We start from the raw sequence: 22,636 nt of genomic DNA, 5'->3' as shown, positions 1-22,636 counted from the left end.
ACCACGACCTCGCGACCAGGCCCCTTCCGGCACCGGCCCGTGTCCCTCCGACCGCCCAGGAGCAGCCGATGACCAGCAGCCCGACCTTCCACGAACTCGCCGACCGTGCCCTCGCCGAGCGCAACGCCGCCGCCTACGGGCACGACGCCCTGATCACCTGCGACCGGCTGGTCCGCATCTTCTCGGCCGACGGCGTGGAGGTCCAGGCACTGCAGGGCCTCGATCTCCTCGTGCGCAAGGGAGAACTCATGGCCCTGGTCGGCGCCTCCGGCAGTGGCAAGTCCACGCTCATGAACATCCTGGCCGGACTGGACAGACCCACCGCCGGCGCCGCCCGCGTCGCCGACCACGACCTGGTCACCATGTCCTCCAAGGAACGCCTCGCCTACCGCCGCAAGACCGTCGGTTTCGTCCGGCAGCAGACCTCACACAATCTCCTGCCTTACCTCACCGCCGCACAGAACGTCGCCCTGCCCCTGCAGTTGGCTCGCGCCGGAGGCCGGCACCGCGACCGGGCCGAGCGCGCCATGGAGCTCCTGAACCTGCTCGACGTCGCCGCATGCCGTGACCGCCGGCCGCACCAGATGTCCGGCGGCCAGCAGCAGCGCGTCGCCCTCGCGGTCGCCCTCGCCAACGATCCCGCGGTCCTGCTCGCCGACGAACCCACCGGCGAACTCGACTCCCACACAGCCGAACAGGTCTTCGCCGCGTTCCGCACCGCCAACGAGGAACTGGGGACCACCATCGTGATCGTCACCCACGACCAGTCCGTCGCCGAGGAGGTCCGCCGTACGGTCGCCATCCGGGACGGCCGTACGGCGACGGAGGTCCTGCGCCACAGCGAGGTCGACTCCACCACGGGCCAGGAGAACCTGGTCGCCCGCGAATACGCCATGCTCGACCGGGCCGGCCGCCTCCAGCTGCCCGCCGAGTACACCCGGGCCCTGGGGATGCGCGACCGTGTCGCCCTGGAACTGGAGCCGGACCACATCGCCGTCCGCCCGGACGACGCAACCGGCCCTAGAACTCCGTGATTTCGCCGTCCTTCAGCTCCAGCACACGATCGGCGAGGTCAAGAAGTGTCGTGTCATGGGTGGCCACCAGCGCCGTGATCTGTTCGCTGCGGACGACCGCGCGCAGCAGTTCCATCACGGAGTGCCCGGTCTCCGCGTCCAACTGACCGGTCGGCTCGTCCGCGATCAGGATCGAGGGACTGTTGGCCAGGGCGCGGGCGACGGCGACACGTTGGCGCTGGCCGCCCGACAACTCGCCGGGGCGCTGCTCGGCATGGTCCGCGAGTCCCACCAGGGACAGCAGCAGTTCGACGCGCTCCCGCCGCTCGCGGGGGTCCGCCTTCCTCAACCGCAGCGGCACGCCCACGTTCTCGGCAGCGGTGAGGATGGGGATGAGCCCGAACGACTGGAAGACGAAGCCGATGCGCTCCCGGCGCAGCGCGAGGAGGGCGTCCTCACCCTGGTCCCCCAGGAGCAGCCCGTCGACGGTGACGCGTCCGCTGTCCGGCTCGTCCAGACCACCGACGATGTTGAGCAGGGTGGTCTTGCCCGAGCCCGAGCGCCCCTTCAGCGCGACGAGTTCCCCCCGAGGAACCTCGAAGGAGACGCCACGCAGCGCGTGAACGGCGCTTGCGCCCCGCCCGTACGACTTGTGCACATCGGTCATCTGCAGCATGGCAGTGGTCACCGCCTGGCCCATCGCGCCCCCCCGTATGCTTCGCCGATTTCGCGGCGCACCACTATCGCACCCGGCAGAACGAGCGGCAAAGGGTGACGCCGAGCGCGGCGGTCATGGCGGCCGCGTTCACCGCGTGCCCGCGCCGAGTGCCTCGCGATGGACGCGCTCGTCGTCGTCCTCGAACACGGTGAACACCACGCGGTCGAACCGTCCGGGATGTGCCGCGAGCCAGTCCGCCACGGTGCGCAGCGCGACCGGGGCGGCCTGCTCCTTCGGATAGCGGCTGCGCCACCTCCTCGCCGTCCTCCTGCTGCGCCTGGCCCATCTCAGCGCCCCGGTCGGCGGCCCCGCGCCGGACCCGGACGAGACCTACCTGCGGTTCCGTGACGCGGTCGAACGGAACTTCACGGACACCCGACGGGTGGAGGACTACGCCCGCATGCTCGGCTGTGCGGGCCGCACCCTCGCCCGTGCGACCCTGGCCCACGCCGGGCTCAGCGCCAAGGAGTTCATCGACCGCCGGGTGGTGCTGGAGGCGAAACGTCTGCTGGCGCACGGTGACGAGACCGCGGCACAGATCTCGGACCACCTCGGCTTCGTCACGGCCTCCCAGTTCAGCAAGTACTTCATGCAACGAACGGGCCGGTCCCCGATCGACTTCCGTAGAGAGATCCGGGGACAGGCGACGAGTGAGTGGCCCACCTGAGCGTCTGAGCGTCGGCACCCACATCCGGCTTCCGTTCTGATGTGGCCGTCAGGGGGTGCCGGGCTTCCCCTGGGTGTAGAGCCACTTGTGGAACAGCGGAGCGAGGTCCTTCCCGGAGAGCTGCTCCGCGAGCCGCTGGAACTGGGCGGTGGTGCCGTGTCCGTGGCGCTGCTGCGTGGCCCAGGAGCGCAGGAGGCGGAAGAAGACACGGTCACCGACGGCCGTGCGCAGGGCGTGCAGGGTCATGGCGCCACGGTCGTAGACCGGGCGTTCGAAGATCTTGGCGCCGCTGCCGGGGTTGCCGGGCGGGAACGCCCACAGGGAGTCCTTGGAGGGGGTGGCGTACAGGTCGTCGAAGGTCCGCTGGGCGCTGGGGCCGCCGTGCTGTTCGGCGTAGAGCCACTCGGCGTAACCGGCGAAGCCCTCGTTGAGCCAGATGTCCTTCCAGGAGGTGAGGGTGACGGAGTCACCGAACCACTGGTGGGCGCTCTCGTGGACCAGGGTGATCAGGTCGGGGGCGCTGCTGTAGACGGGCCGGGTCTGCGTTTCCAGGGCGTAGCCGACCGTGGGGGCGTGATCGACGATGGAGCCGGCGGCGCGGTACGGGTAGGGCCCGAACAGCTTGCTTCCCCACTCCAGTACGGCCGGCAACTGCTTCAGGACAGGTGTGGCTTCCTTGGTGAGGCGCGGGTCGACGGCGTCGTAGACCTTGATCCCGCTGGGGGTCGAGTACTGCTTGACCTTGTACTTCCCGATGGTCGCGGTGGCGAGGTAGGCGGCCATGGGTTCCTTCTGCCGCCAGCGGAAGGTGGTCTTGCCGTTGCGGGTCTGCTGTCCGAGCAGGACGCCGTTGGAGACGGCGGTGCGCCCCTTGGGGACGGTGATCGTGATGTCGTACGACGACTTGTCCAGCGGGTGGTTGTTGGCCGGGAACCAGGTCATGGCGCCCTGGGGTTCGCCGGCGACGAACGCGCCGTCGTCGGTGGGGATCCAGCCGTCGAGGGAGCCGTCGGGGTCGGTGACCGGGCCGGGCTTGCCCTGATAGGTGACGGTGACACGGAACGTCTGTCCCTTGCGCAGCGCGCGCCGGGGCGTGATGACGAGTTCCTGTCCGCTGCGCTTGTGGGCGGCTCTGGTCCGGTCGACGCTCAGGCCGGTGATCTTGAGGCCTTTGAGGTCGAGGTCGAAGCGGGACAGGTGCTGCGTGGCACGGGCGGTGAGAACCGCTTTACCGGTGAGGTGACGGCTCGTCGTGTCGTAACCGAGCGTCAGGCCGTAGTGGGTCACGTGGTAGCCGCCGTTCCCGGCGAGCGGGAAGTAGGGGTCGCCGACGCCAGGGGTGCCCGCCTGTCCCGCAGCGGTGGCGGGGCCCGCCGCGGTGAGCAGGGCCGCCACGGCGACCGCGACGGTGACGCCGACGATTCTGCGGCCGAGGACGGCGGGGCCCTCATGGGGATGGCTCACGTGCACGCTCCTTGGGGGGTGTGATCAAGCGAACCCCAGGTTATGCAACCGCCGTTCCGGCGTGTACCCGGCTCGGGTGAAGTCAGTGGGTCGGCGACGATCAATGTGTCTCCGGCCGACGTTCAGGCGTGCGGGGGGTGTCGCAGCTGTTCCTGGCGCGCCCCGGGCGGCTCGCGGTCGTCGCCGTCGAGCCCATGTGCGGGGCCGCCCGGCGCGGCGCCGGGCGGCCCCCTGCGGCGGCCGGTGCTCAGGCGAGCCGACGGACCACCGCCTCGGCGACCGCCCTGGCGCTGCCCGGGTTCTGCCCGGTGATCAGACGGTCGTCCTCGACGACGTACGTGTCGAAGGGCTTCGCCGCGATGCTGTAATGCGCGCCGAGTTCCTTCAGCCGGTCCTCAAGGCTGTAGGGGACGGCGTCGGCGCGCTGCGCGAGTTCCTCCTCCCGCCAGGAGAAGCCGGTGACGTTCCTGCCCCTCACCAGGGGCTCGCCGTCGCTCAGGGTGACGTCGAGCAGACCGCACGGGCCGTGGCAGACCGCCGACACGATCCGGCCGGTCTCGTGGAACCGGGCGATGAGCGTCTCCAGCGCCTGGCTCTGGTGGAAGTCGAACATCACGCCGTGACCACCGGTGAGGTAGATGGCGTCGTAGTCGTCGACGTCGACCTCGCTCACGGCGGTGACGTGCTTCAGCTCGTCCATGAACGCACGGTCGGCGTACCGCTTGTCGGTGCCGAGATCGCTGAGAACGCTGTGGGCGAGGCTCTCCGGGTCGAGCGGTACGGCGCCGCCCTCGATGCTCGCGATGGTGAGCTCGAAGCCGGCCTGCTCGGCGACGTCGTAGAAGTGGGTCAGTTCGCCCAGCCAGAGGCCGGTGCGATAGCCGACCTTCTCGTACTCGCCGGTGCTGGTGACGATGATCAGGATGCGCTTGGTGGGGGACATCTGCGTCTTTCTGTTCAGCGGGGCCGGGCCGCCGTGCGGACACCGCGGCCTCGTGCGCTCCTCGCCGGCGGATACCAGGTCGGAGCGCTGCTCCCTTCCGTCCGGTACCACGATAGGAGGTGACGGCGATTCACCCCGGTACCGGGAAGCACATCAACGAGGACGACCGCGCGGCGGTCAGGGCGTGTACACGTTCGGCCGGGGCGGGGCCGTCATGTCGGCGCCGAGGAAGAAACCGGGGTGCGGGGGCTGGTTGTACGCCGTGTTCTGCCAGGCGAGCGCGGTGCGGTACTGGGTGTCGTGGAGCAGGGTCGTGATACGGGTGGTGGTCTGGTGCGGCGTGCTGTAGATGCGGAGGGCCCGGTTGTCGGTGGTGGGCCAGACGACTTCTTCGCGCCAGTCGCCGAGGATGTCCCCGGACAGCGAAGGCGTCGCCTTGGTGCCGTTGTTGGAGTGGACCGAGGCGCCGGTCAGCAGACGGGTGTCGCCGGCGGTGCCGTACTTGTCGATGCGCGTGCCGTCGAGGAGTTCGCGGACGGTGTCACCGTCCCACCATGACAGGAAGTTGATGCTGGACGGCTCCCGCCCCAGAGAGGCGCCGGTCACCGAGCGCAGGGTGGTGTCGGAGGCGGACCAGGCTTCCGCGCCCGGGCTGCCGGCGTAGATGTCGGCGGCGACTCCGCGGCCGTTGTCGGAGCCCGACGCCGTGCGCCAGAGGATCTGGCCGGTGCGCGCGTCGGCCATCCACGAGCCGGGCTGGCCGGAACTCTCGGAGACCTTGAAGTATTCGAGGCCCGCCCGGGCGGGGTCGAGGTCGCCGACATGTCCGGCGTCGCCGTGACCGAGCCGGGTGGTCCACAGCCCTGCACCGTTGTCGTCCACGGTCATGGCGCCGTAGACGATCTCGTCCCTGCCGTCGGCGTCGACGTCCGCGACGGACAGGCTGTGATTGCCCTGGCCGTCGTAGCCCTTGCCGCTGTTGGTCGACGAGGTGGTGTCGAAGGTCCAGCGGCGGGTGAACTGGCCGTTGCGCCAGTCCCAGGCCGCGATGACGGAGCGCGTGTAGTAGCCGCGGGCCATGATCAGGGAGGGCCGGGCGCCGTCGAGGTAGGCGGTGCCGGCGAGGAAGCGGTCGACGCGGTTGCCGTAGTTGTCGCCCCAGGAGGAGACGTTGCCGCGGGCCGGGACGTAGTCGACGCTCTGCATCGCCTTGCCGGTCTGGCCGTTGAACATGGTCAGGTACTCGGGACCGGTCAGGACGTAGCCGCTGGAGTTGCGATGGTCGGCGGTGGAACTTCCGATGACCGCGCCGGTACCGTCCCTGGTGCCGTCGGCGGTCTTCATCGCGACCTCGGCCCTGCCGTCGCCGTCGTAGTCGTACGCCTGGAACTGCGTGTAGTGCGCGCCCGAGCGGATGTTGAGGCCCAGGTCGATGCGCCACAGGCGGGTGCCGTCGAGTTTGATGCCGTCGATGATCGTGTTGCCGGTGTAGCCGGACTGGGAGTTGTCCTTGGCGTTGGTCGGCTGCCACTTCAGGACGAGGTCCAGTCTGCCGTCTCCGTCGAGGTCGGCGGGGGAAGCGTCGTTCGCCTCGTAGGTGTACGAGCCGCTCGGGGTCGTACCGCCCGGCGGCGGCGAGATCGGCACGTCCAGGTACCCGGACCGGAACTGCAGCGCGCGCTCGGAGGGGGCCTGCTCGGTGCCGTTGACGACCGCGCGGACCGTGTAGTCGGCGGAGTCGGCGGCGCCGGAGTCGAAGTAGCTGGTCGCGGCGGTGATCGGCGAGGAGTTGAGTCTGGCGCCGGCGCGGTAGACGTTGAAGGCCACGTCGTTCGGGTCGGTGGCCAGCCACCGCCACGACACCAGGTTCCCACTGCTGGTGTGTGTGCTGGTCAGCCCCCGGTCAAGGCGTTCCACCTGCCGGGCGGTCGCCGCGTACGCCGTCTGCGGCGACCAGGTCAGCGTGCCCACGGCCAGTGCGGCGGCTGCCGTCATTCCGGCGATGAGTCGCCTGGCCGGTCGCCCGCCCGGTCGCCGGCTCGCTCGCGGTGGTGATGCGGAGAGGGGACACCTGTGATGGTCGGTCACGATGACCTCCGGGGCGTGGGGGAGTGTTGAGTGGAGGGAGCGCCGCTGGGGGCGGGCGCGAAGGCCGTGGTTCCGCTCGGTCGGGCGTGGGAACGCTCCCACGAGGTGTGAGCGTAGGAAGGCCCTGACGTCCCGTCAAGAATTGTGTCGGAATTTGATGTCGGTCCCTGTGCGGACCCGTGACTTTCTCCCTCGCAGCGGATTGACAGGCAGGTACCCGCCCGAGAAACTGCGTGATATGTCTGAGGATCTCTTGGGATCGATCGCAGTCTGCTGATCACTGAACTTCCAGCTATTGCACATGAAGTTCTCGTCCAGGTCGCTCAGTAATTCCTCGCATCCTGTGAACGTTCACGGTTCAAGTGAGGAGTTCTTGCGGGAAGCCCCGCCTGGTCGCGCGCCGCTCACCAGGCGCTGCCGTGTTGGCTGTTGTTGCACCGGAGGAGGTTCAGCACCATGCCGGAGGAACACGAGCGGAGATTCCTCGGATCCCCCCCCACGACCGACAGTCCGCGGCCGCCCGTGACTCGCAACGGTGTCGGCGTGAACCTGCCCCAGGAGATGAGAGCGGCCGGTGTGACGCAGAGGGTGCCGGTGATCGATCTGACCGCCGGGAGCGCGGCGCTGGTCGAGTCCCTCGGCCCGTCCGCCTCCGCGCAGCTCTTCCTGCGCTCCTCCGTCGACGGCATCACGGACAACACCCACTTCTCGCAGCACGGCGCGAACCGGATGGGCGGGCTGATGCTCCAGAGCATCCGGGAACAGAACCTGCCCCTCGCCGCCCACCTGCGCTGACCGGCGCACGGTCGCGCCCTCTGGAGAGACCCATGAAGAGCTTACGGACACTCGTCACGACCGCTCTGGTGATCGCCTTGTCGAGCCTGGGCGTGAGTGCCACCTCGGCGGCGGACGGCGCCGTGAACTGCGCCGACTCCTCCCGTGCAGAGGCTCCGGCCGCCTCCCGTACACAGGCCTCGGCCGCACGAGCTGTGGCCGCGCCGGTCACCGTGTGGCTGGCCGGTGACTCCACCATGGCCAACCCCGGTGCGGCCCGCTGCCCGGTCGGCTGGGGCAGCCAGTTCGACTCCCTGTTCAACAGCGACGTGACCGTCAGGAACCAGGCCGTGGGAGGCCGGAGCATCCAGACCTGGCTGTACGAGGGGAATGTGAGCGGTGCCACGGGCACGGACGGAGAGTGCCGCCTCACCTCCACCACGTACTCGTCACGCTGGCAGGCAATGCTGAACGCGAGCACCGGAATGAAGGCAGGTGACTACCTGTTCATCCAGTTCGGCATCAACGACTCCTCCTCGACCTGCCCCCGCCACGTCGGCCCGGCCCGGTACCGGCAGCTGATGACCACGATGGTCCAGGCCGCACTCGCCCGGGGAGCACACCCGGTGCTGCTCACCCCGGTGGCGGCCATCACCTGCTCCGGCAGTACGGCGACGAAGAACCGCGGCTTCGTCGGCGAGACCCTCGCCGTCGGATCCGCCACCGGCAGACCGGTCATCGACCTGCAGACGCTCAGCGTGTCCCTCTACAACAGTCTGCGCTTCTGCCCGCACAACGGGGACTTCGGATCCGGCCCCGTGGGCGCGTTCTTCTGCGACGACCGCACCCACTTCGAAACCTACGGCGCGCAGCGGATCGCCGGTCTCGTCGCTGGTGACGTGCGTCGGCAGAATCTGCCGCTGGCCGCACATCTCGGATAGCGCGCCGTGGTCCACCCGGCCACCGTGGCGCGACACCCTACGCCGTGATCCATGGGTGAGGGACGTACGGCCCGGGAGCGGCTCCGGGCCGCTCTCGTCCACGTCCGTAGTCGGCGGCACCCTGGGCGAACCCTGGGCGTCGGCGTTCTCCGCCACGCACGGCGGATCCGGTGGTGCGGCCGCGATCAGTTCCCCGTCAGTTCCCCGTCAGGTCCCGGGCACGCTCGGCGAGCAGAGGCAGCAGCCGCTGACGCCACGTATCGAGGTGGATCATGCCGCTGGACATCCCGCCGTGGGCGTACTGCTCCCGGTACACGGCCGAATCCTCTGCCGCGGCGAGGTCGAGCCGCGTGAGCTCGTCGAACGTCGCCCGCAGCAGGGCGGTGACGCCATCGGGCGACGGCGGGACGCTCGTGTGGGACAGGTGGTCGCGCATGGCCCGCCAGAGGTGGGGGTCGCCGCGCAGACCCCATGTGTCCGGTTCGGGATCGAAGAGGACGGCCATGGTCGCGGCTCCGGCGTCATCATGTGCTTCGTAGGTCACGGAGACAGTCTCGCAAAGCCACGACCGAGCGCAGTTGCTTCGCGTCGGGTGCTGGTGGCGGCATCACTGCCTCGACATCACCGCAGCGTGATCTCCTCGCCGACCGACCGCTCGCGTGCGGAGGCGAGGACCAGAGCCGCGGCCGCCGCGTCCTGAGCCGCCACGCCGACCGACTTGTAGAGGGTGATCTGGTCCGGTTCCGTGCGCCCCGGTCTGTTGCCGGCGATGAGTTCGCCCAGTTCCGCGTGCACGTGGTTGGCCGTGATGAGGCCGTCGCGGATCGGGATGAGCAGGTCGTTGCTGCCCGCAGGAGGCGGAGCGAGCACGGCCTGGCGCGATTCGACGCACACCAGCGCCTCCGCGATCGTGGCGTCGTCGATCTCGCGGCCTGCCAGGTTGTATCCCACGGACGTGATGTGCACCCCTGGTGTCAGCCAGGGGCGGCGGATCACGGGTTCGACCGCGTGCGTCGTCGCGGCGGCGATGTCCGCGCCGTCGAGGGCCTCCGCGTAGTGGGACACGGCACGGACTTCGGCGTCCAGTACGGCTGAGAGTTCCGCGGCCAGGACGGCCGCTTTCGCCGGATCCCGGCCGGCGACGCGGATCTGCCGGATCGGGCGGACCCGACAGATCGCGCGGGCGTGGGACCGGGCCTGCACGCCGGTGCCCAGCACCGCCAGCACGGACGCGTCCTCGCGGGCCAGCAGGCGCGCGGACAGCGCGGAGCAGGCGCCGGTCCGCGCCGCGGTGATGGCCGTACCGTCCAGCAGCGCGGCGGGCTCGCCGGTGTCCGGATCGAAGGCCACGATCAGCGCCTGATGTGTGGGCAACCGTGCCCCGTCGTTGTGCGGGAAGAGCGAGACCAGCTTGGTCATGAGTACGCCGCTCGACGGCACGAAGCCGGGCATGGCCGCAAGGAAGCCGTCGCGTTCGGGCACCAGGGCGGCGACGCGGTCGGGGACGGAGGCCCGGCCCGCGCTGAGGTCGGCCATCGCCGTGGCCATGGCATAGATCAGCGGGTCCGGGTCGAGCAGTGCCTCGACCTGCGAGCGGCCCAGAACGAGCATGTGGCTCAGCCTCCTTGTACCGGTCATCGAGTCAGCGACAGCACAGTCAAAGGGTCAGCCGGAGGCCCCCAGTGCCTCGGCTGCGACACGCTGTCCCTCGTGAGTCGACGCGGGGCGTGCCCGGCGGTGGGTCTTCCCGGGTCACCCTTGGTCGGCGATGTCGCTGTAACGCCGCGCGACCTCGTGGAACGCCTCCCCTTCGCCGCAGCACCCGGTGGAAGCGCACGATGAGCTTCAGGCGCAGGAACGACCGAGGTGCGGGGACGATACCGGGCACGGTGTGGGAGAACTCGCTGCCGACCAGCAGCGTCACCCGGTCCGGGTGTTCCCGGCGAAGTGCTTCGGCGGCCTCGGCGACGGCCTCCAACCGCTCCAGCATCTGGGGCTGAGGCAGTTCGGTGACGTGGGGCCGGATGTAGACGCCGAGACCGGTCTCCAGTGCGGTACGGGCGGCATCGATCAGCCGCTTGCCGTCCCCGATGAGCATCACCGTGGTGCAGTGCAGGTCCCGGGCGATGACCTCCATGTCCCTGCGCGTGTCATCGGTGCTCGCCTCGCCGACCAGGTAGGAGATGCCACGGACGGTCAGCATGCGGTCGGCTCCTGTCGACGCGGACGATGGGCGGCGATGAGCACAAGGGCGGCGACACCACCGAGCAGGGCGGCGTTCCGTGAAGCGGCGCGAGGATGAGCAGGCCTGCCAGGAGTTCGAGCGGCCGACCGGTGCTTTCGCCGTAGCCGATGAGGTACTCGGCGCTGATCGGGGACAGCGCCAGCAGGCCGGCCACGGCCGCCCAGCGGTGCCGAAACCGCGGTAGTGCGGCAGGGGTGGACTGTGCGGGCATGTAAATCCTCCGCGTGGTGGTCTCAGGGAGACCGGGGCCGTATCGGTCCGCTCGACACCAGGGAGACCGTCGACGGCCGGGCATCCGCCTTTCGTCCACGCGCACTTGACTTCCGTCTGGACGTGCGCCGCCCTCCGGCCCCACCCGGTCCGAGCCCCCCTGCGACTCCGGCTTGCTACGGCGATGCGCCCGCCGTGCGTCATGCGGACGATCGCGGGTCCGTGGTCGTCGTGTGCAGGCCGTCCAGGAGCAGGTCGAGGCCGGTGGTGAACTGATCCCGGTCGGCGTGATCGCGCACGTCGGTGGTGGAGCGCGTCAGGAAGGGATAGATGGTGGGATCCAGCTCTTTCCAGCGCTCGGCGGTCTGGGCGAGGTAGGCGTCACGGCTGATGGTCGCGCCGATGGTGGTGCTGGGGGCGATGATCTGGGCGCTGACGCCGGTGATGTAGTAGAAGATCGCGGTGCAGACGGTGAACTGTCGCTCGGCGGGCAGTCCGGTTCGTTCGACCAGGGTGCCGATGCGGTCGAGCAGGCGTAGTGAATGGGCCAGCGTGGCCGGCGCGGTGAGGCGGGACGCGGCCCACGGGTGCCGGTCGAGCGTGTCGAAGACGTCGACGGCGAGTGCGCGCAGCGCGGAGCGGGTGCTCTCCTCGGGGCGCGGGTCCGTGGTGACGACGTCGCCGAGCACCTGGTCGGCGGCCAGAGCGACGAGCTCGTCCTTGTTCGACACGTGCCAATAGAGGGCGCCGGTGCCGGTGTTCAGCTGTTCGGCCAGCAGCCGGAAGGTGAGTCCCCGTTCGCCGCGCTCGTCCAGCAGCGCGACGGCCGCGCGGACGATCACCTCCTGCGAGAGGCCGTCGGCACGCCCTCCGGCGGGTGCTCTTCCTCGCGTCCGTGGCATGCCCTCAGTCTGACACACGCTGGACCCGCGTTCCATTTTGTTTTTGGAACGTTGGTCCATATGCTTTTGGAACGTTGGTCCATATGAGTGTCCGGGGCAACGCCTGGCGCGCTGCCCGTACAGGAACGAGGAAGCCCATGACCGCCACCACCCACTCGATCGTCATCGTCGGCGCCGGACTCGGCGGCCTGATGCTCGCCCGGGTCCTGCACGTCCACGGCATCCCCTCGACGGTCTACGAGGCCGACCCCTCGGCCGAGTCCCGCACGCAGGGCGGCCAGCTCGACATCCACACGGACGACGGGCAGCGCGCGCTCGCCGACGCCGGCCTCACCGATGAGTTCCGCGCGATCATCCACGAGGGCGCCGAGGCGCTGCGCGTGCTCGACCAGCAAGGGAAGCTGCTGCACGACAACCCCGACGACGGCAGGACGGCGCGCCCCGAGGTGCTCCGCGGCGACCTGCGCCGCATCCTGCTCGACTCGCTGCCCGAGGGAACGGTGCGGTGGGGACGCAAGGTCACCGGCGTCCGGCCCCACGGCGACGGCCGGCACGAACTTGCTTTCGCCGACGGCTCCACCGTGACCAGCGACCTCCTCATCGGCGCCGACGGCGCATGGTCGAGGATCCGCCCGCTGCTCTCCGACGCCGAACCCCACTACAGCGGAACGACCTTCGTGGAGACCTATCTGTACGACGTCGACGAGCGGCACACCGCGACCGCCGACCTCGTCGGTGTCGGCGCGATGTACGCACTGACCCCGGGCAAGGGGATCGTCGCGCACCGCGAGGCGGGGGACATCCTGCACACCTACGTCATGGTGAACGCCCCCGCCGACTGGATCGCGGACATCGACTTCACCGACCCCGCCGCCGCGACCCCCCGGGTCGCGAACGAGTTCGAGGGATGGGCGCCGGAGCTCACCGCGCTGATCACCGATGGCGAGACCGCTCCCATCGCGCGGATGATCCACACGCTGCCCGACGGGCACCGATGGGAGCGTGTGCCGGGGGTGACGCTCCTCGGCGATGCCGCGCACCTGATGCCGCCTTCCGGCGACGGCGCGAACCTGGCCATGTTCGACGGCGCCGAACTCGCCAAGGCGATCGCCGCACACCCCGACGACACCGAAGCGGCACTCGCCGCCTACGAACAGGCGCTGTTCCCGCGCACCGAGTCCTTCTACGCCGACGCCCACGCAACCATGGACCTCTGCCTCGGCGACCGCGCGCCGTTCGGACTCGTCGAGCTCATCAGCGGCGGCTCCCAGGGCGGGCCCGTAGCACCCGAGCAGTCCTGAGCCCGCTCGACCGGTCGACCAGAGTGCCCGAAGGAGTACTGGTCGACCCGGTCGCCCCGAGGCGGCACATCCTCCTCGCGTCCGGTCAGCCGGTGGCGAGGAGTTCTAGCGTGTCGATCACGCGGTTCGAGAAGCCCCACTCGTTGTCGTACCAGGCGACCACCTTGATGTGGCGGCCGTCGACGCGGGTGAGGTCCGAGTCGAAGATCGACGAGGCGGGATTGCCCGTGATGTCGGACGACACGAGCGGGTCGTCCGAGTACTCCAGGACACCGGCGAGCGGCCCCTGGGCCGCGGCGCGGTAGGCCGCGAGCACCTCGTCGCGCGTCACGTCGCGGGCGACGGTCGTGTTGAGTTCGACGATCGAGCCCACCGGCACCGGTACGCGGATCGAGTCGCCCGACAGCTTGCCTTCGAGGTTCGGCAGCACCAGGCCGATGGCCTTGGCGGCACCGGTCGTGGTGGGCACGATGTTGACACCGGCGGCCCGGGCGCGACGGGCGTCGCGGTGCGGTCCGTCCTGGAGGTTCTGCTCCTGGGTGTAGGCGTGCACGGTCGTCATGAACCCGTGCTCGATGCCGGCCAGTTCGTCGAGGACCTTGGCCAGGGGCGCGAGCGCGTTGGTGGTGCACGAGGCGTTGGAGACGACCGTGTGCAGGTCCGGGTCGTAGGCGTCGGTGTTGACCCCGAACGCGAGGGTGACGTCGGCGCCGTCCGACGGCGCGCTGACGAGAACCTTGCGAGCGCCCGCGTCGAGATGGGCGCGGGCGGCCTTCGCCGAGGTGAAGCGGCCGGTCGCCTCCAGGACGATGTCGACGCCGAGTTCGGCCCACGGCAGCTGCGCCGGCTCACGCTCGGCCGACACTGTGATCCGGCGGCCGTCCACGACGAGGGCGTTGCCGTCGACGGTCACCGGGCGTCCGAGGCGGCCGGCCGTCGAGTCGTAGGCGAGCAGCCGGGCGAGCGTGGCGGGCTCGGTGAGGTCGTTGACGGCGACGATCTCCAGGGTGCTGTCACGCTCCAGCAGCGCGCGCAGCACATTGCGTCCGATGCGGCCGAATCCGTTGATGGCGATGCGAGTCATGTGTGGTGTCCCTTCCCTTCGCCACACAAGGCTCGCCCGCGGCCCACCTCGCTGACAGTGGCGGGATCGCCATGGTTCACAAGGATCGCGCCACGACCAGGGTTCCGCCACGCCCACGGTTCCGCCACGCCCACTCTTTCGCTACGACCACGGTTCATCACGCGCCGCGGGTGAAGGTGCGCCGGTACTCGCTCGGTGTCGTGCCCAGGATGTGCTGGAAGTGCAGGCGAAGGTTCGCACCGGTGCCGAGACCGACGTCGGCGGCGATCTGTTCGACGCTGCGCTCGGAGCGCTCCAGCAGTTCGCGGGACAGGTCGATGCGGGCGCGCATCACCCACTGCATCGGTGTGTAGCCGGTCTCCTCGACGAAGCGCCGGGAGAACGTGCGCGCCGAGACGCCGGATTGTCGCGCCAGGGCGTCGAGGGTGAGAGGCTCCCCGAGGCGGTGCAGCGCCCACTCGCGAGTGGCGGCGAACCGCTCACCGAGCGGCTCGGGGACGCTGCGCGGCACGTACTGGGCCTGACCGCCGCTGCGGTACGGGGCCGCGACCAGGCGGCGGGCCGCGTGGTTGGACGCGGCCACTCCGAGGTCGCCGCGCAGGATGTGCAGGCACAGGTCGATGCCGGAGGCGGCGCCGGCCGAGGTGAGCACGCTGCCCTCGTCGACGAACAGCACGTTCTCGTCGACCTGGACCGACGGATGCCTGGCCATGAGCGCACGCGTGTAGTGCCAGTGCGTCGTGGCGCGCCGGCCGTCGAGCAGGCCCGTGGCGGCGAGCGCGAAGGCGCCCGTGGAGATGGCGGCGAGCCGCGCGCCCCGGGCGTGGGCCGCGACCAGCGCGTCGACCACGGCCTGCGGCGGTTCGTCGCGGTCCGGATGCCGGTAGCCGGGCACGAAGACGATGTCGGCCCACGCGAGCGTGTCGAGGCCGTGCGCGACGGCGTACGACAGGCCGTCGCCGCCGGTCACGAGGCCGGGCGCCGCCCCGCACACCCGTACCTCGTACGGCATGCTCGCGCGGGTCGTGAAGACCTGAGCGGGAATGCCGACATCGAGCGGCTTGGCACCTTCGAGCACAAGGACGGCGACGCGATGCAGGGGGGTGGCTGGCATGGGGAGAGGCTACGCGGGGCCGCGACGTGGACCTCGCGACTGCGGACACGGCACCGCGAGGGCCGGCGTGCGGGTGATCCCGTACGATCCCGACCCCCGGCATGACCCTCACCTGCGCCGCGAATCCTCCGTCTGAGCGGAGGCCGGGCGGCACATCGGGCTGCCTCAGCGCGCACGGGGCAGGCCGGAACCGCTCAGGTGTGAGGGTGCGCCCCTGGCTCTTCCTGCTGACCCGAAGCTCGGCTGCTGCTGCTGCCGCCTCCGACTCAGGTGCTGCCGAGGAATCGCTCCGCCGAGCGGAAACCACGGCGCGCAACCCCGAGTTGAGCAGCATTCCGAGGGCGGCGGTCGCCGCGGTGATGGCCAAGGTCGTCCACGACGGCTCCGCGGCGAGCCGTATCAGCCCCGCCGCCAGGCGGAAGTCGGGCAGCAGGGCGACCGGGGGCTGCACACGCCGCAGGCGTGGCCCGGCGCAGGCGGCGGCGTGGTCGGGCTCATCACTCCGCTGCCCGCTCCCCGCGGACGGCGGGGCGGTGTCGGGCGAGGTCATCGACCATCGGCAGCACGCGCCTGCGAGCCGGCCCCCACCGCTCGAACCCTGGAGCAGGCCCGCCGAGGGGGAAGGACCTAGGCTGAACTATGGCTGACTGACAAGGGTGTCGAGGGGGAGTTGAGCATGGGTAACTGGGTCGTGATCGCGCAGTACTCCCACAGCGAGATGTACCGGACCGAGTTCATCTGCCGGGGGAAGGACACGAAGGACCAGGCGCTGGAGGCACTCCGAGCTGCCCTCCGCACGTACTTGCCGAGCAAGAACATCATCGAGAAGCGGCGGCACGTGTACCGCTTCGCCGACCAGGAGTCGTACCTGGTGGTGATCAAAGGCAAGCTGACGGAGTGGGAGTGCGTCCTGCGGGTGGCGGAGCTGGTCTCGGACTCGGCCGATCCGGCCGTCGCCGAGCGGGCGCGGTGGGACGACGGCGCGAGAGCGGCGGATGACGGGCCGCAGGACCAGATCCCGTCCGGACACTGACTGGCGGACCGCGCTCTGCGACTCTGCGCTCATGGCCGGCCGGCGCATCACGAGCAGACGTAAGCACCGTCCAAGTCCGCTTCGTACGGGGCGAGTTGTGGCAGGATTCCATGGCATGTCGCTGTCGGTCATGTGGTCGCGCACGTTTGGTCGTCGTCTGACGGGTGTCCTGCTCATGTCGCTGGTGCTGCTCGCGCAGCTCCTCGCGGTGGGGCAGGGTGCGCAGGAGGCCGGCGCGTCGACCGGACCGGGAGCGGTCAGGGCCGCGACGCCGGATCGCGCGCGCTACGACGTGTCCCTGCGCTCCGACACCGACGGCAGTCACTGGACGGGACGGCAGCGGGTGTCGTTCCGCAACGCCTCACGTCAGCCGTTGCGGGAGGTGTATCTACGTCTGTGGGGCAACGGCGAGGACCGGTGCGGCACGCCGGGCGCGCCGTCCCCCGTCACCGTCTCGAACGTCACCGGCGGCACGCCGGACCGGCTCTCCGTGCGGTGCACGGCTCTGCGCATCGCCCTGCCCAGGACGCTCGGACGCGGCGAGAGGGCGTCCGTCGCCTTCGACGTCTCCCTCACCGTGCCCGACCGCACCGCGCGCTTCGGCCGCGAGGGCGCCTACCGCTTCCTCGGCAACGCCCTCCCCGTGCTCGCCGTGCACGACACGCGAGGGTGGCACCTTGATCCGTACGTGTCCCTCGGTGAGAGTTTCTACGCGCTGACCAGCGACTTCCGGGTCCGCCTCGACCACCCGTCGGCCCTGAAGGTGCCGGCGACCGGTCACACCCGGACCCTCCCTGCCGGCCACGGCCGTACGGTGACGCTGAGCGTCGCGCACCGCGTGCGGGACTTCGCGTGGGCGGCGGGCCCGTTCCGCACGGCGACGCAGACCACGCCCGGGGGCGTACGCGTGAAGTCGTACTGGGGAACCGGCACACCGGCCGAGGGAGTACGCCTCAACCGTGCGGACGCCGTCGCCGCGATCGACCGTTTCGGCAGGGAGTTCGGCCGCTACCCGTACGGCGAGATCGACCTCGTGATGACCAGTCGGTTCGGCGGCGGCATGGAATACCCGGGCCTGGTCCTGGTCGGTACCACCGAGGAGGGCGGCGCCGTCGTGCACGAGGTGGCGCACCAGTGGTGGTACGGCATCGTCGGCAACGACGAGTACGCCTCACCGTGGCTGGACGAGAGCTTCGCTCAGTACGCCAATGCCCGCTTCTACGGGTGGGAGACGCGCGAGTGCTGGTCGGACGTCTCCTGGCCGGACGACAGCACCATGCTGACGAACTCGATGGGCTACTGGTCCCGGCATCGCGGTGACTACCACCTCGTCTACACGGCCGGCCCCTGCGCCCTGGCCGACCTGGAACGCGCCCTCGGCGCCCGCACCATGGCCCGCCTGCTCAAGCGGTATGCCCATGACCACTGGTACGGCGTCTCCACCACGGCCGCGTTCAAGAAAGCCGCACAGGCGATGACGGACGAGGACCTCGGACCGTTCTGGGAGACCCACCGCATCCGGTGAGTACGCGCGTGCGGCGCGCCGCCGAGCCGAACCGAATTCCCACCGGCAAGCGGGAGACGCGAGGCGACTGGGTGCCGGACGGGGGAGACGGGCCGACCGGAAGCCTCTGGCAGACTTCGCGACATGGGACTGTTCAAGCGAACCAGGACGTCGGAGCGTGCTGCTCGAACCGGGGATCAGGCTGACCTGAGCGCGCTGGTGCTGCAGGGCGAGGACATGATCGACCAGCTGGCTCGCGCGCACATGTCCTGGGGCCTGGGCTCGGCGGACCGCTGGGGCCTGGATCAGCGAACCGGCCTCATCACCTGGACTTTCGCCGACAGGACCGCGACGGCACCCGCACAGATCCTCGGCAGTTTCAGCCCCACGTCGGATTCCTGGCTGTGGGCGTGGGCGAACGAGAGCATCCTCCCCGGGATGAGCCGCGACGCCCGAAGCGTTCGTGAGTGGGCGCAGGTCCACGGCCATGCCGCCCTCACCCAGCCGAAGATCGACGCCGACGAGGGGGCCGCGGCGACCCTCGCGGCCCTGGCGGTCCGGATCACCGAGGCGACCGGCTTCTATCGGGGCCCCGGAGCCGACTCCGTCGCCATCATCACCTTCGGTCCGGTCACCCTCACCGCCGAGGACGGCAGCACGTCCACGTTCGACGTCCATGTCGACTAGCGTCGTCGACACCGTACGGCAGGATGCGCGTACGTGCATGGGAGGGGATCGTGATGGGGATCGGTTACAAGACGTCCTGGCTGGCCGTGCCCGACGGTGACAACGGGCAGGTCGCCGACGCGCTGGGGTTGCACACGAGGGTGGCCATGGACTGGGAGGCGGGGACGGAAGCGGCGTACCGGCGAGGCGTCTTCGTGGCCTCCCCCGTGGACGGCTGGACGCTGGCTCACGGCCGGATTCACCTCGAAGCCGGAATCGAGGACAGCGGCCCGTCCCTCCTGTCCTGGCTTCGGTCACTGGGCTCGCGCCTGGGTGACCTGCAGTACTTCCGCACCGATCGCATCGGCGAGTACCACGCCTGGGCGAGAGTGGAGGCCGGCCGGGTCGTCCGCGCGTACGCCTACGACAGCTCAGCCGGTGACGTGCCTCTGCGCGTCGGTGAGCCGACCGACATCGAGCGCCGACTCGGTGTCGGAGTCAGGGGTGCGGAAGAGGGCATGGCGTCCTGGAGCGACTCGGAGTGGGACGACTGGTATGCCGCCATGCCGGTCGAGAGGCACGTCATGGCCATCGCCAAGGACTGGGGAATATGTCCTCCCGAAATCCCGGAAGCGCCACCTGGGGGCAAGGGCATCTACGGCTTTCCACCTGGAGTCGAGTGACTTCACCCGGAGTCGAGTGGATGCGGTAGCGGCGCGGCAGGACGACGAGGCAAACCGCGCGTACTGATGAGACTCGCCGAGGGCAGCCCGTACGCCACCTCACAGACCCCCAGCCGACGGGACGGCACCTGCACCCTCACGGGGCGGGCCGGCTCCGGGCGGCACTTGGGCGGCCGCCCCGACGGCGTTCGTCGGGCCACGCCGGAGACCCGCCGGCCGGTCAGAGGCCGCCACGTCCCTCGTCCGCTTCGCCACGGAGGGGGAGCGCGGACACGTCCACCGAGCGAAGCGGAGCAGGGTGTGTGACTTCTGGAAGTCTCACATAACTGATGGTGAACCTGCGCAGGATGATCAGAACTGGCGGAGGGTGTCCGTGTGGGGTGCGTGGGGGGCCGCGTCGACCTTGTTCTCCGTCATCCGGTCTTTCTCTCCGAAGGGGTGTCGGCGTGGTGCTCAAGGGGCGGGTCAGGGAACGGGAAGCGCTCGACCGGTTCGTCAGGGAGTTACGGGAGGGGTTGAGCGGTGTCGTCCTGCTGAGGGGGGACGCCGGGGTCGGCAAGACCGTCCTGCTGGATCATGCGGCCTCCGAGGCCGCCGACCTGCGTGTCCTGCGGGTGGCGGGCGTCGAGGCGGAGTCGGGGTTTCCGTTCGCGGCGCTGCACCGCGTTCTCGTGCCGTTCCTGGGCGGCCTTAAGGAAACCGGCGCGCTGCCCGGGGCCCAGGGCGAGGCGTTGCGGGTGGCGTGCGGACTGGCCGACGGCCCGCCCGCCGATCGCTTTCTGGTGGGGCTCGCGACGCTCACGCTGCTCGCGGAGACCGCGAAGCAGCGGCCCTTGCTGGTCTGTGTCGACGATGCGCAGTGGCTCGACGAGGAGTCCCTGGGTGTGCTCGCCTTCGTAGGGCGGCGCGTGCACGCGGAGGGGGTCGGCCTGCTGTTCGCCGCGCGCACGGGTTTCGAGATGCCTGCGGGCCTTCAGTCCACCGAAGTCGCGGGTCTGGAAGACAAGTTCGCCCTGGAACTGCTGCGGGACATCGTCCCCGGGCAGCTCGACAACCGTGTGGCGGCACGGATCGTGGCCGCCACCGCCGGCAACCCGCTGGCGCTGACCGACCTGGGGCGGGAGCTGTCCGCCGATCAGCTCTCCGGTGGGCTTGCGCTGTCCGAACCGCTGCCGGTGGGCGGCAGGCTGGAGGCGTACTACCTCCGCAAGGTACGGGAGTTACCGCAGCCGACGCAGACCTGGCTGCTCCTCGCCGCCGCCGAGCCGGGCGGCGACCTCGGCTACCTCATGAGCGCGGCCCGCAGGCTCGGGATCGGCGCGGACGCTTCCGGCCCGGCCGAACGCGCGCATCTCGTGGTGGTGCACGCGGCCGTGAAGTTCCGCCATCCGCTGGTGCGCTCGGCGATCTACAGCGGTGCCACCAGCGTGGAGCGACGGCAGGCGCACCAGGCGCTGGCCGCGGCCACCGCTCGTCCGGCCGACAGCGACCGGCGGGCCTGGCATCTGGCCGCGGCCGCGATCGGTGAGGACCCCGCCGTCGCCGCGGAGGTGGAACGCGTGGCCGACCGGGCCGGCGCGCGAGGCGGCTACGCCGCCCGCGCCACCTTCCTGACCCGGGCAGCTGAGCTGACACCGGCAGGCGAAGTGCGGGCGGGGCGGCTGCTGGCGGCGGCCGAGGCGGCGCTGCGCGCCGGGGCACCGCTGCAGGCGGAGTCGCTGCTGGACGCGATCGACGAGGAACTGCTCGGCGATGTCGGCCAGGGCCGGGCGCTGTTGGTCCGGGCGAACACGGGCATCACGTTGGGCGGCGCGGATTCGTTCGCGCACGCGCCTGCGCTGTGCGTACGTGCCGCGGTCCTTCTCCTGGACGGCGACCCGGACCTGGCCCGTGAGGCGCTCCTCGGGGCGATCGAGCGCGCCATCACCGCGGAGCACCTCATGCGGGACACGACACTGGCCGAGATCGCCCGCGCCGTGGAGACGCTGGTACCGCGAACGGCCGAGGCGAGGGGGCTGGACCTCGTGCTGCGCGGCTTCGCCGCCCTGGTCACCGACGGCTACGAACGCGCCATGCCCCACCTGCGGAGGGCCTGCGCCATGATGCTGGACCCGGGGACCGCCGACGAGGAGGTGCTGCGCGGCTACCTGCCCGCCGTCACCATGTCGATGATCCAGTGGGACGAGGAGATCCACGCCGCTGTGATCGAACGGGCGGCCGACGTCGCCCGGCGCACGGGTTCCCTGTGGCAGCTGGACACCGCGTTGTTCTGTGCCTCGATGTCCGCGACCAATCTGGGTGAACTGGCGGCAGGCGACGCTCTGTTGGCCGAGGGCCACCAGATTCGATCGGCGATCGGCGCGAACGACGACGTGTGGGCCATCTACCGGCATCCCGAGCTGCTGGCCTGGCACGGGGAGCGCGACGACCTCGACGCCGTGCTCCACGGGTCGATGCAGGCCGGCACCTATCTCGGCAGTGGCGCGGTCGAGTCCATCGCCGGCATCGCCATGGTGGTGCTGGCCCTGAGCCGCGGTGACTACGCGAGGGCCCGCACCGTCGCGCACACGCTGATCGAGCAGGACGTGCTCGGGGTGCACTCCCGGCTGCTTCCGCAGCTCGTCGAGGCGGCCGTACGCTGCGGCGACCGGGTGCTGGCGACGCAGGCACTGGGCACGCTGACCTCCCGGGCGACGGCCTCCGATACACCGTGGGCCCTGGGCCTGCTGGCGCGCTCAAGGGCCCTGCTCGCGGCGGTCGGTGACGCCGAGCCGCTGTATCGCGAGGCGATCACCCTGCTGTCGGGCACCGGCGCCCGTTCCGACCTCGCCATCGCCCACCTGCTGTACGGCGAGTGGCTGCGCCGCCGTAAGCGCCGCAGGGACGCCGCTGAGCAACTGGGCACGGCCGTCGCGATGTTCGACGCCATGCAGGCCACCAGATACGCGGCGCGCGCCGCCCAGGAACTGGCCGCCACGGGCGCGCCGCCTCAGCGCGGGACGGTCGGCACGGCGTCCGCGCTGACCTCGCAGGAACTCCAGATCGCCCGTCTGGCCAAGGGCGGAGCGACCAACGCCGAGATCGCCGCGCAGCTGTACATCAGCGCCAGCACCGTCGACTACCACCTGCGAAAGATCTACCGGAAGCTCGATGTCACCTCCCGCCGACAGCTGCAACAGGCACTGGAGGACTGACCGGGCTCACGACTACGCGCTCCACGGGATTCGAGCACCGTCCGTCCGGGCCGACGCTGGGGCGACCGGACAGATCCTGCAGACGGGAGCAC

The 22,636-nt window shown here is 70.4% G+C and carries 19 protein-coding genes and 1 pseudogene; 10 read left to right on the top strand and 10 right to left on the bottom strand.

Annotated elements, in window-relative coordinates:
- Positions 1-68 precede the first annotated feature (68 nt).
- Positions 69-1,034 carry an ABC transporter ATP-binding protein gene (locus tag ACWCRJ_RS30500; RefSeq protein WP_450942322.1) on the top strand — a complete coding sequence of 322 codons (966 nt, stop codon included), beginning with the start codon at positions 69-71 and terminating at the stop codon, positions 1,032-1,034.
- Here the strand turns inward: ACWCRJ_RS30500 and ACWCRJ_RS30495 are convergent.
- A complete protein-coding gene (locus tag ACWCRJ_RS30495) occupies positions 1,021-1,713 on the bottom strand; it encodes an ABC transporter ATP-binding protein (protein ID WP_450942321.1) in 693 nt (230 codons plus the stop codon). The genes ACWCRJ_RS30500 and ACWCRJ_RS30495 overlap by 14 nt on opposite strands.
- Positions 1,714-1,975: 262 nt before the next feature.
- Here ACWCRJ_RS30495 and ACWCRJ_RS30490 point away from each other — a divergent pair.
- Positions 1,976-2,398, top strand: a pseudogene (locus tag ACWCRJ_RS30490) (helix-turn-helix domain-containing protein); the annotation flags it as partial.
- Between the two features lie 48 nt (positions 2,399-2,446).
- On the opposite strand, the gene ACWCRJ_RS30485 reads toward ACWCRJ_RS30490, so the two are convergent.
- The 3 genes from ACWCRJ_RS30485 to ACWCRJ_RS30475 all read right to left on the bottom strand — a co-directional run bounded on the left by ACWCRJ_RS30485 (position 2,447) and on the right by ACWCRJ_RS30475 (position 6,800).
- Positions 2,447-3,862 (bottom strand): M1 family metallopeptidase, encoded by a 1,416-nt coding sequence (locus ACWCRJ_RS30485; protein ID WP_450942320.1) that lies wholly within the window; start codon positions 3,860-3,862, stop codon positions 2,447-2,449.
- Positions 3,863-4,109: 247 nt separating this feature from the next.
- Positions 4,110-4,805, bottom strand: a complete 696-nt coding sequence (locus ACWCRJ_RS30480) for a type 1 glutamine amidotransferase domain-containing protein (RefSeq protein ID WP_450942319.1) — start codon at positions 4,803-4,805, stop codon at positions 4,110-4,112.
- Positions 4,806-4,982: 177 nt separating this feature from the next.
- Positions 4,983-6,800, bottom strand: a complete 1,818-nt coding sequence (locus ACWCRJ_RS30475) for a rhamnogalacturonan lyase (protein WP_450942318.1) — start codon at positions 6,798-6,800, stop codon at positions 4,983-4,985.
- A 636-nt stretch (positions 6,801-7,436) separates the two neighbouring features.
- On the opposite strand from ACWCRJ_RS30475, the gene ACWCRJ_RS30470 reads away from it, so the two are divergent.
- Complete coding sequence (locus tag ACWCRJ_RS30470; protein WP_450942317.1) at positions 7,437-7,688, top strand: hypothetical protein; 252 nt, start codon at positions 7,437-7,439, stop codon at positions 7,686-7,688.
- Positions 7,689-7,720: 32 nt separating this feature from the next.
- On the top strand, positions 7,721-8,608 hold the full coding sequence (locus tag ACWCRJ_RS30465; protein ID WP_450942316.1) for a GDSL-type esterase/lipase family protein: 888 nt from the start codon (positions 7,721-7,723) through the stop codon (positions 8,606-8,608).
- Between the two features lie 196 nt (positions 8,609-8,804).
- Here ACWCRJ_RS30465 and ACWCRJ_RS30460 read toward each other — a convergent pair whose 3' ends face one another.
- From ACWCRJ_RS30460 to ACWCRJ_RS30445, 4 genes are all read right to left on the bottom strand, one after another.
- Positions 8,805-9,152 (bottom strand): hypothetical protein, encoded by a 348-nt coding sequence (locus ACWCRJ_RS30460; RefSeq protein ID WP_450942315.1) that lies wholly within the window; start codon positions 9,150-9,152, stop codon positions 8,805-8,807.
- 77 nt (positions 9,153-9,229) lie between these two features.
- A complete protein-coding gene (locus ACWCRJ_RS30455; RefSeq protein WP_450942314.1) occupies positions 9,230-10,219 on the bottom strand; it encodes an ornithine cyclodeaminase family protein in 990 nt (329 codons plus the stop codon).
- 46 nt (positions 10,220-10,265) lie between these two features.
- Positions 10,266-10,811, bottom strand: a complete 546-nt coding sequence (locus ACWCRJ_RS30450; RefSeq protein ID WP_450942313.1) for a hypothetical protein — start codon at positions 10,809-10,811, stop codon at positions 10,266-10,268.
- Positions 10,812-11,263: 452 nt separating this feature from the next.
- Positions 11,264-11,965, bottom strand: coding sequence for a TetR/AcrR family transcriptional regulator (locus ACWCRJ_RS30445; RefSeq protein ID WP_450942312.1), 702 nt, complete (start codon positions 11,963-11,965; stop codon positions 11,264-11,266).
- Positions 11,966-12,102: 137 nt separating this feature from the next.
- On the opposite strand from ACWCRJ_RS30445, the gene ACWCRJ_RS30440 reads away from it, so the two are divergent.
- On the top strand, positions 12,103-13,266 hold the full coding sequence (locus ACWCRJ_RS30440; RefSeq protein WP_450942311.1) for an FAD-dependent oxidoreductase: 1,164 nt from the start codon (positions 12,103-12,105) through the stop codon (positions 13,264-13,266).
- Between the two features lie 85 nt (positions 13,267-13,351).
- Here ACWCRJ_RS30440 and gap read toward each other — a convergent pair whose 3' ends face one another.
- Positions 13,352-14,350, bottom strand: coding sequence for a type I glyceraldehyde-3-phosphate dehydrogenase (gene gap / locus ACWCRJ_RS30435; RefSeq protein WP_450942310.1), 999 nt, complete (start codon positions 14,348-14,350; stop codon positions 13,352-13,354).
- Positions 14,351-14,507: 157 nt separating this feature from the next.
- Positions 14,508-15,464, bottom strand: coding sequence for a GlxA family transcriptional regulator (locus ACWCRJ_RS30430; RefSeq protein WP_450942309.1), 957 nt, complete (start codon positions 15,462-15,464; stop codon positions 14,508-14,510).
- Between the two features lie 676 nt (positions 15,465-16,140).
- Here ACWCRJ_RS30430 and ACWCRJ_RS30425 point away from each other — a divergent pair.
- The 5 genes from ACWCRJ_RS30425 (at position 16,141) to ACWCRJ_RS30405 (ending at position 22,544) form a co-directional block, all read left to right on the top strand.
- A complete protein-coding gene (locus ACWCRJ_RS30425) occupies positions 16,141-16,497 on the top strand; it encodes a hypothetical protein (RefSeq protein WP_450942308.1) in 357 nt (118 codons plus the stop codon).
- Positions 16,498-16,612: 115 nt separating this feature from the next.
- A complete protein-coding gene (locus tag ACWCRJ_RS30420; protein WP_450942307.1) occupies positions 16,613-18,022 on the top strand; it encodes a M1 family metallopeptidase in 1,410 nt (469 codons plus the stop codon).
- Positions 18,023-18,145: 123 nt separating this feature from the next.
- Positions 18,146-18,688, top strand: a complete 543-nt coding sequence (locus ACWCRJ_RS30415; RefSeq protein ID WP_450942306.1) for a DUF6882 domain-containing protein — start codon at positions 18,146-18,148, stop codon at positions 18,686-18,688.
- Between the two features lie 23 nt (positions 18,689-18,711).
- Positions 18,712-19,350, top strand: coding sequence for a hypothetical protein (locus tag ACWCRJ_RS30410; RefSeq protein ID WP_450942305.1), 639 nt, complete (start codon positions 18,712-18,714; stop codon positions 19,348-19,350).
- Between the two features lie 446 nt (positions 19,351-19,796).
- Positions 19,797-22,544: a helix-turn-helix transcriptional regulator gene (locus ACWCRJ_RS30405; protein WP_450942304.1), complete on the top strand. Its 2,748-nt coding sequence runs from the start codon at positions 19,797-19,799 to the stop codon at positions 22,542-22,544.
- The last annotated feature ends 92 nt before the right edge of the window (positions 22,545-22,636 follow it).

The organism is Streptomyces sp. NPDC002324 (assembly GCF_053593335.1).
Note: the sequence above shows the minus strand (reverse complement) of the source record. Positions and strands in the feature narration are given on the sequence as shown.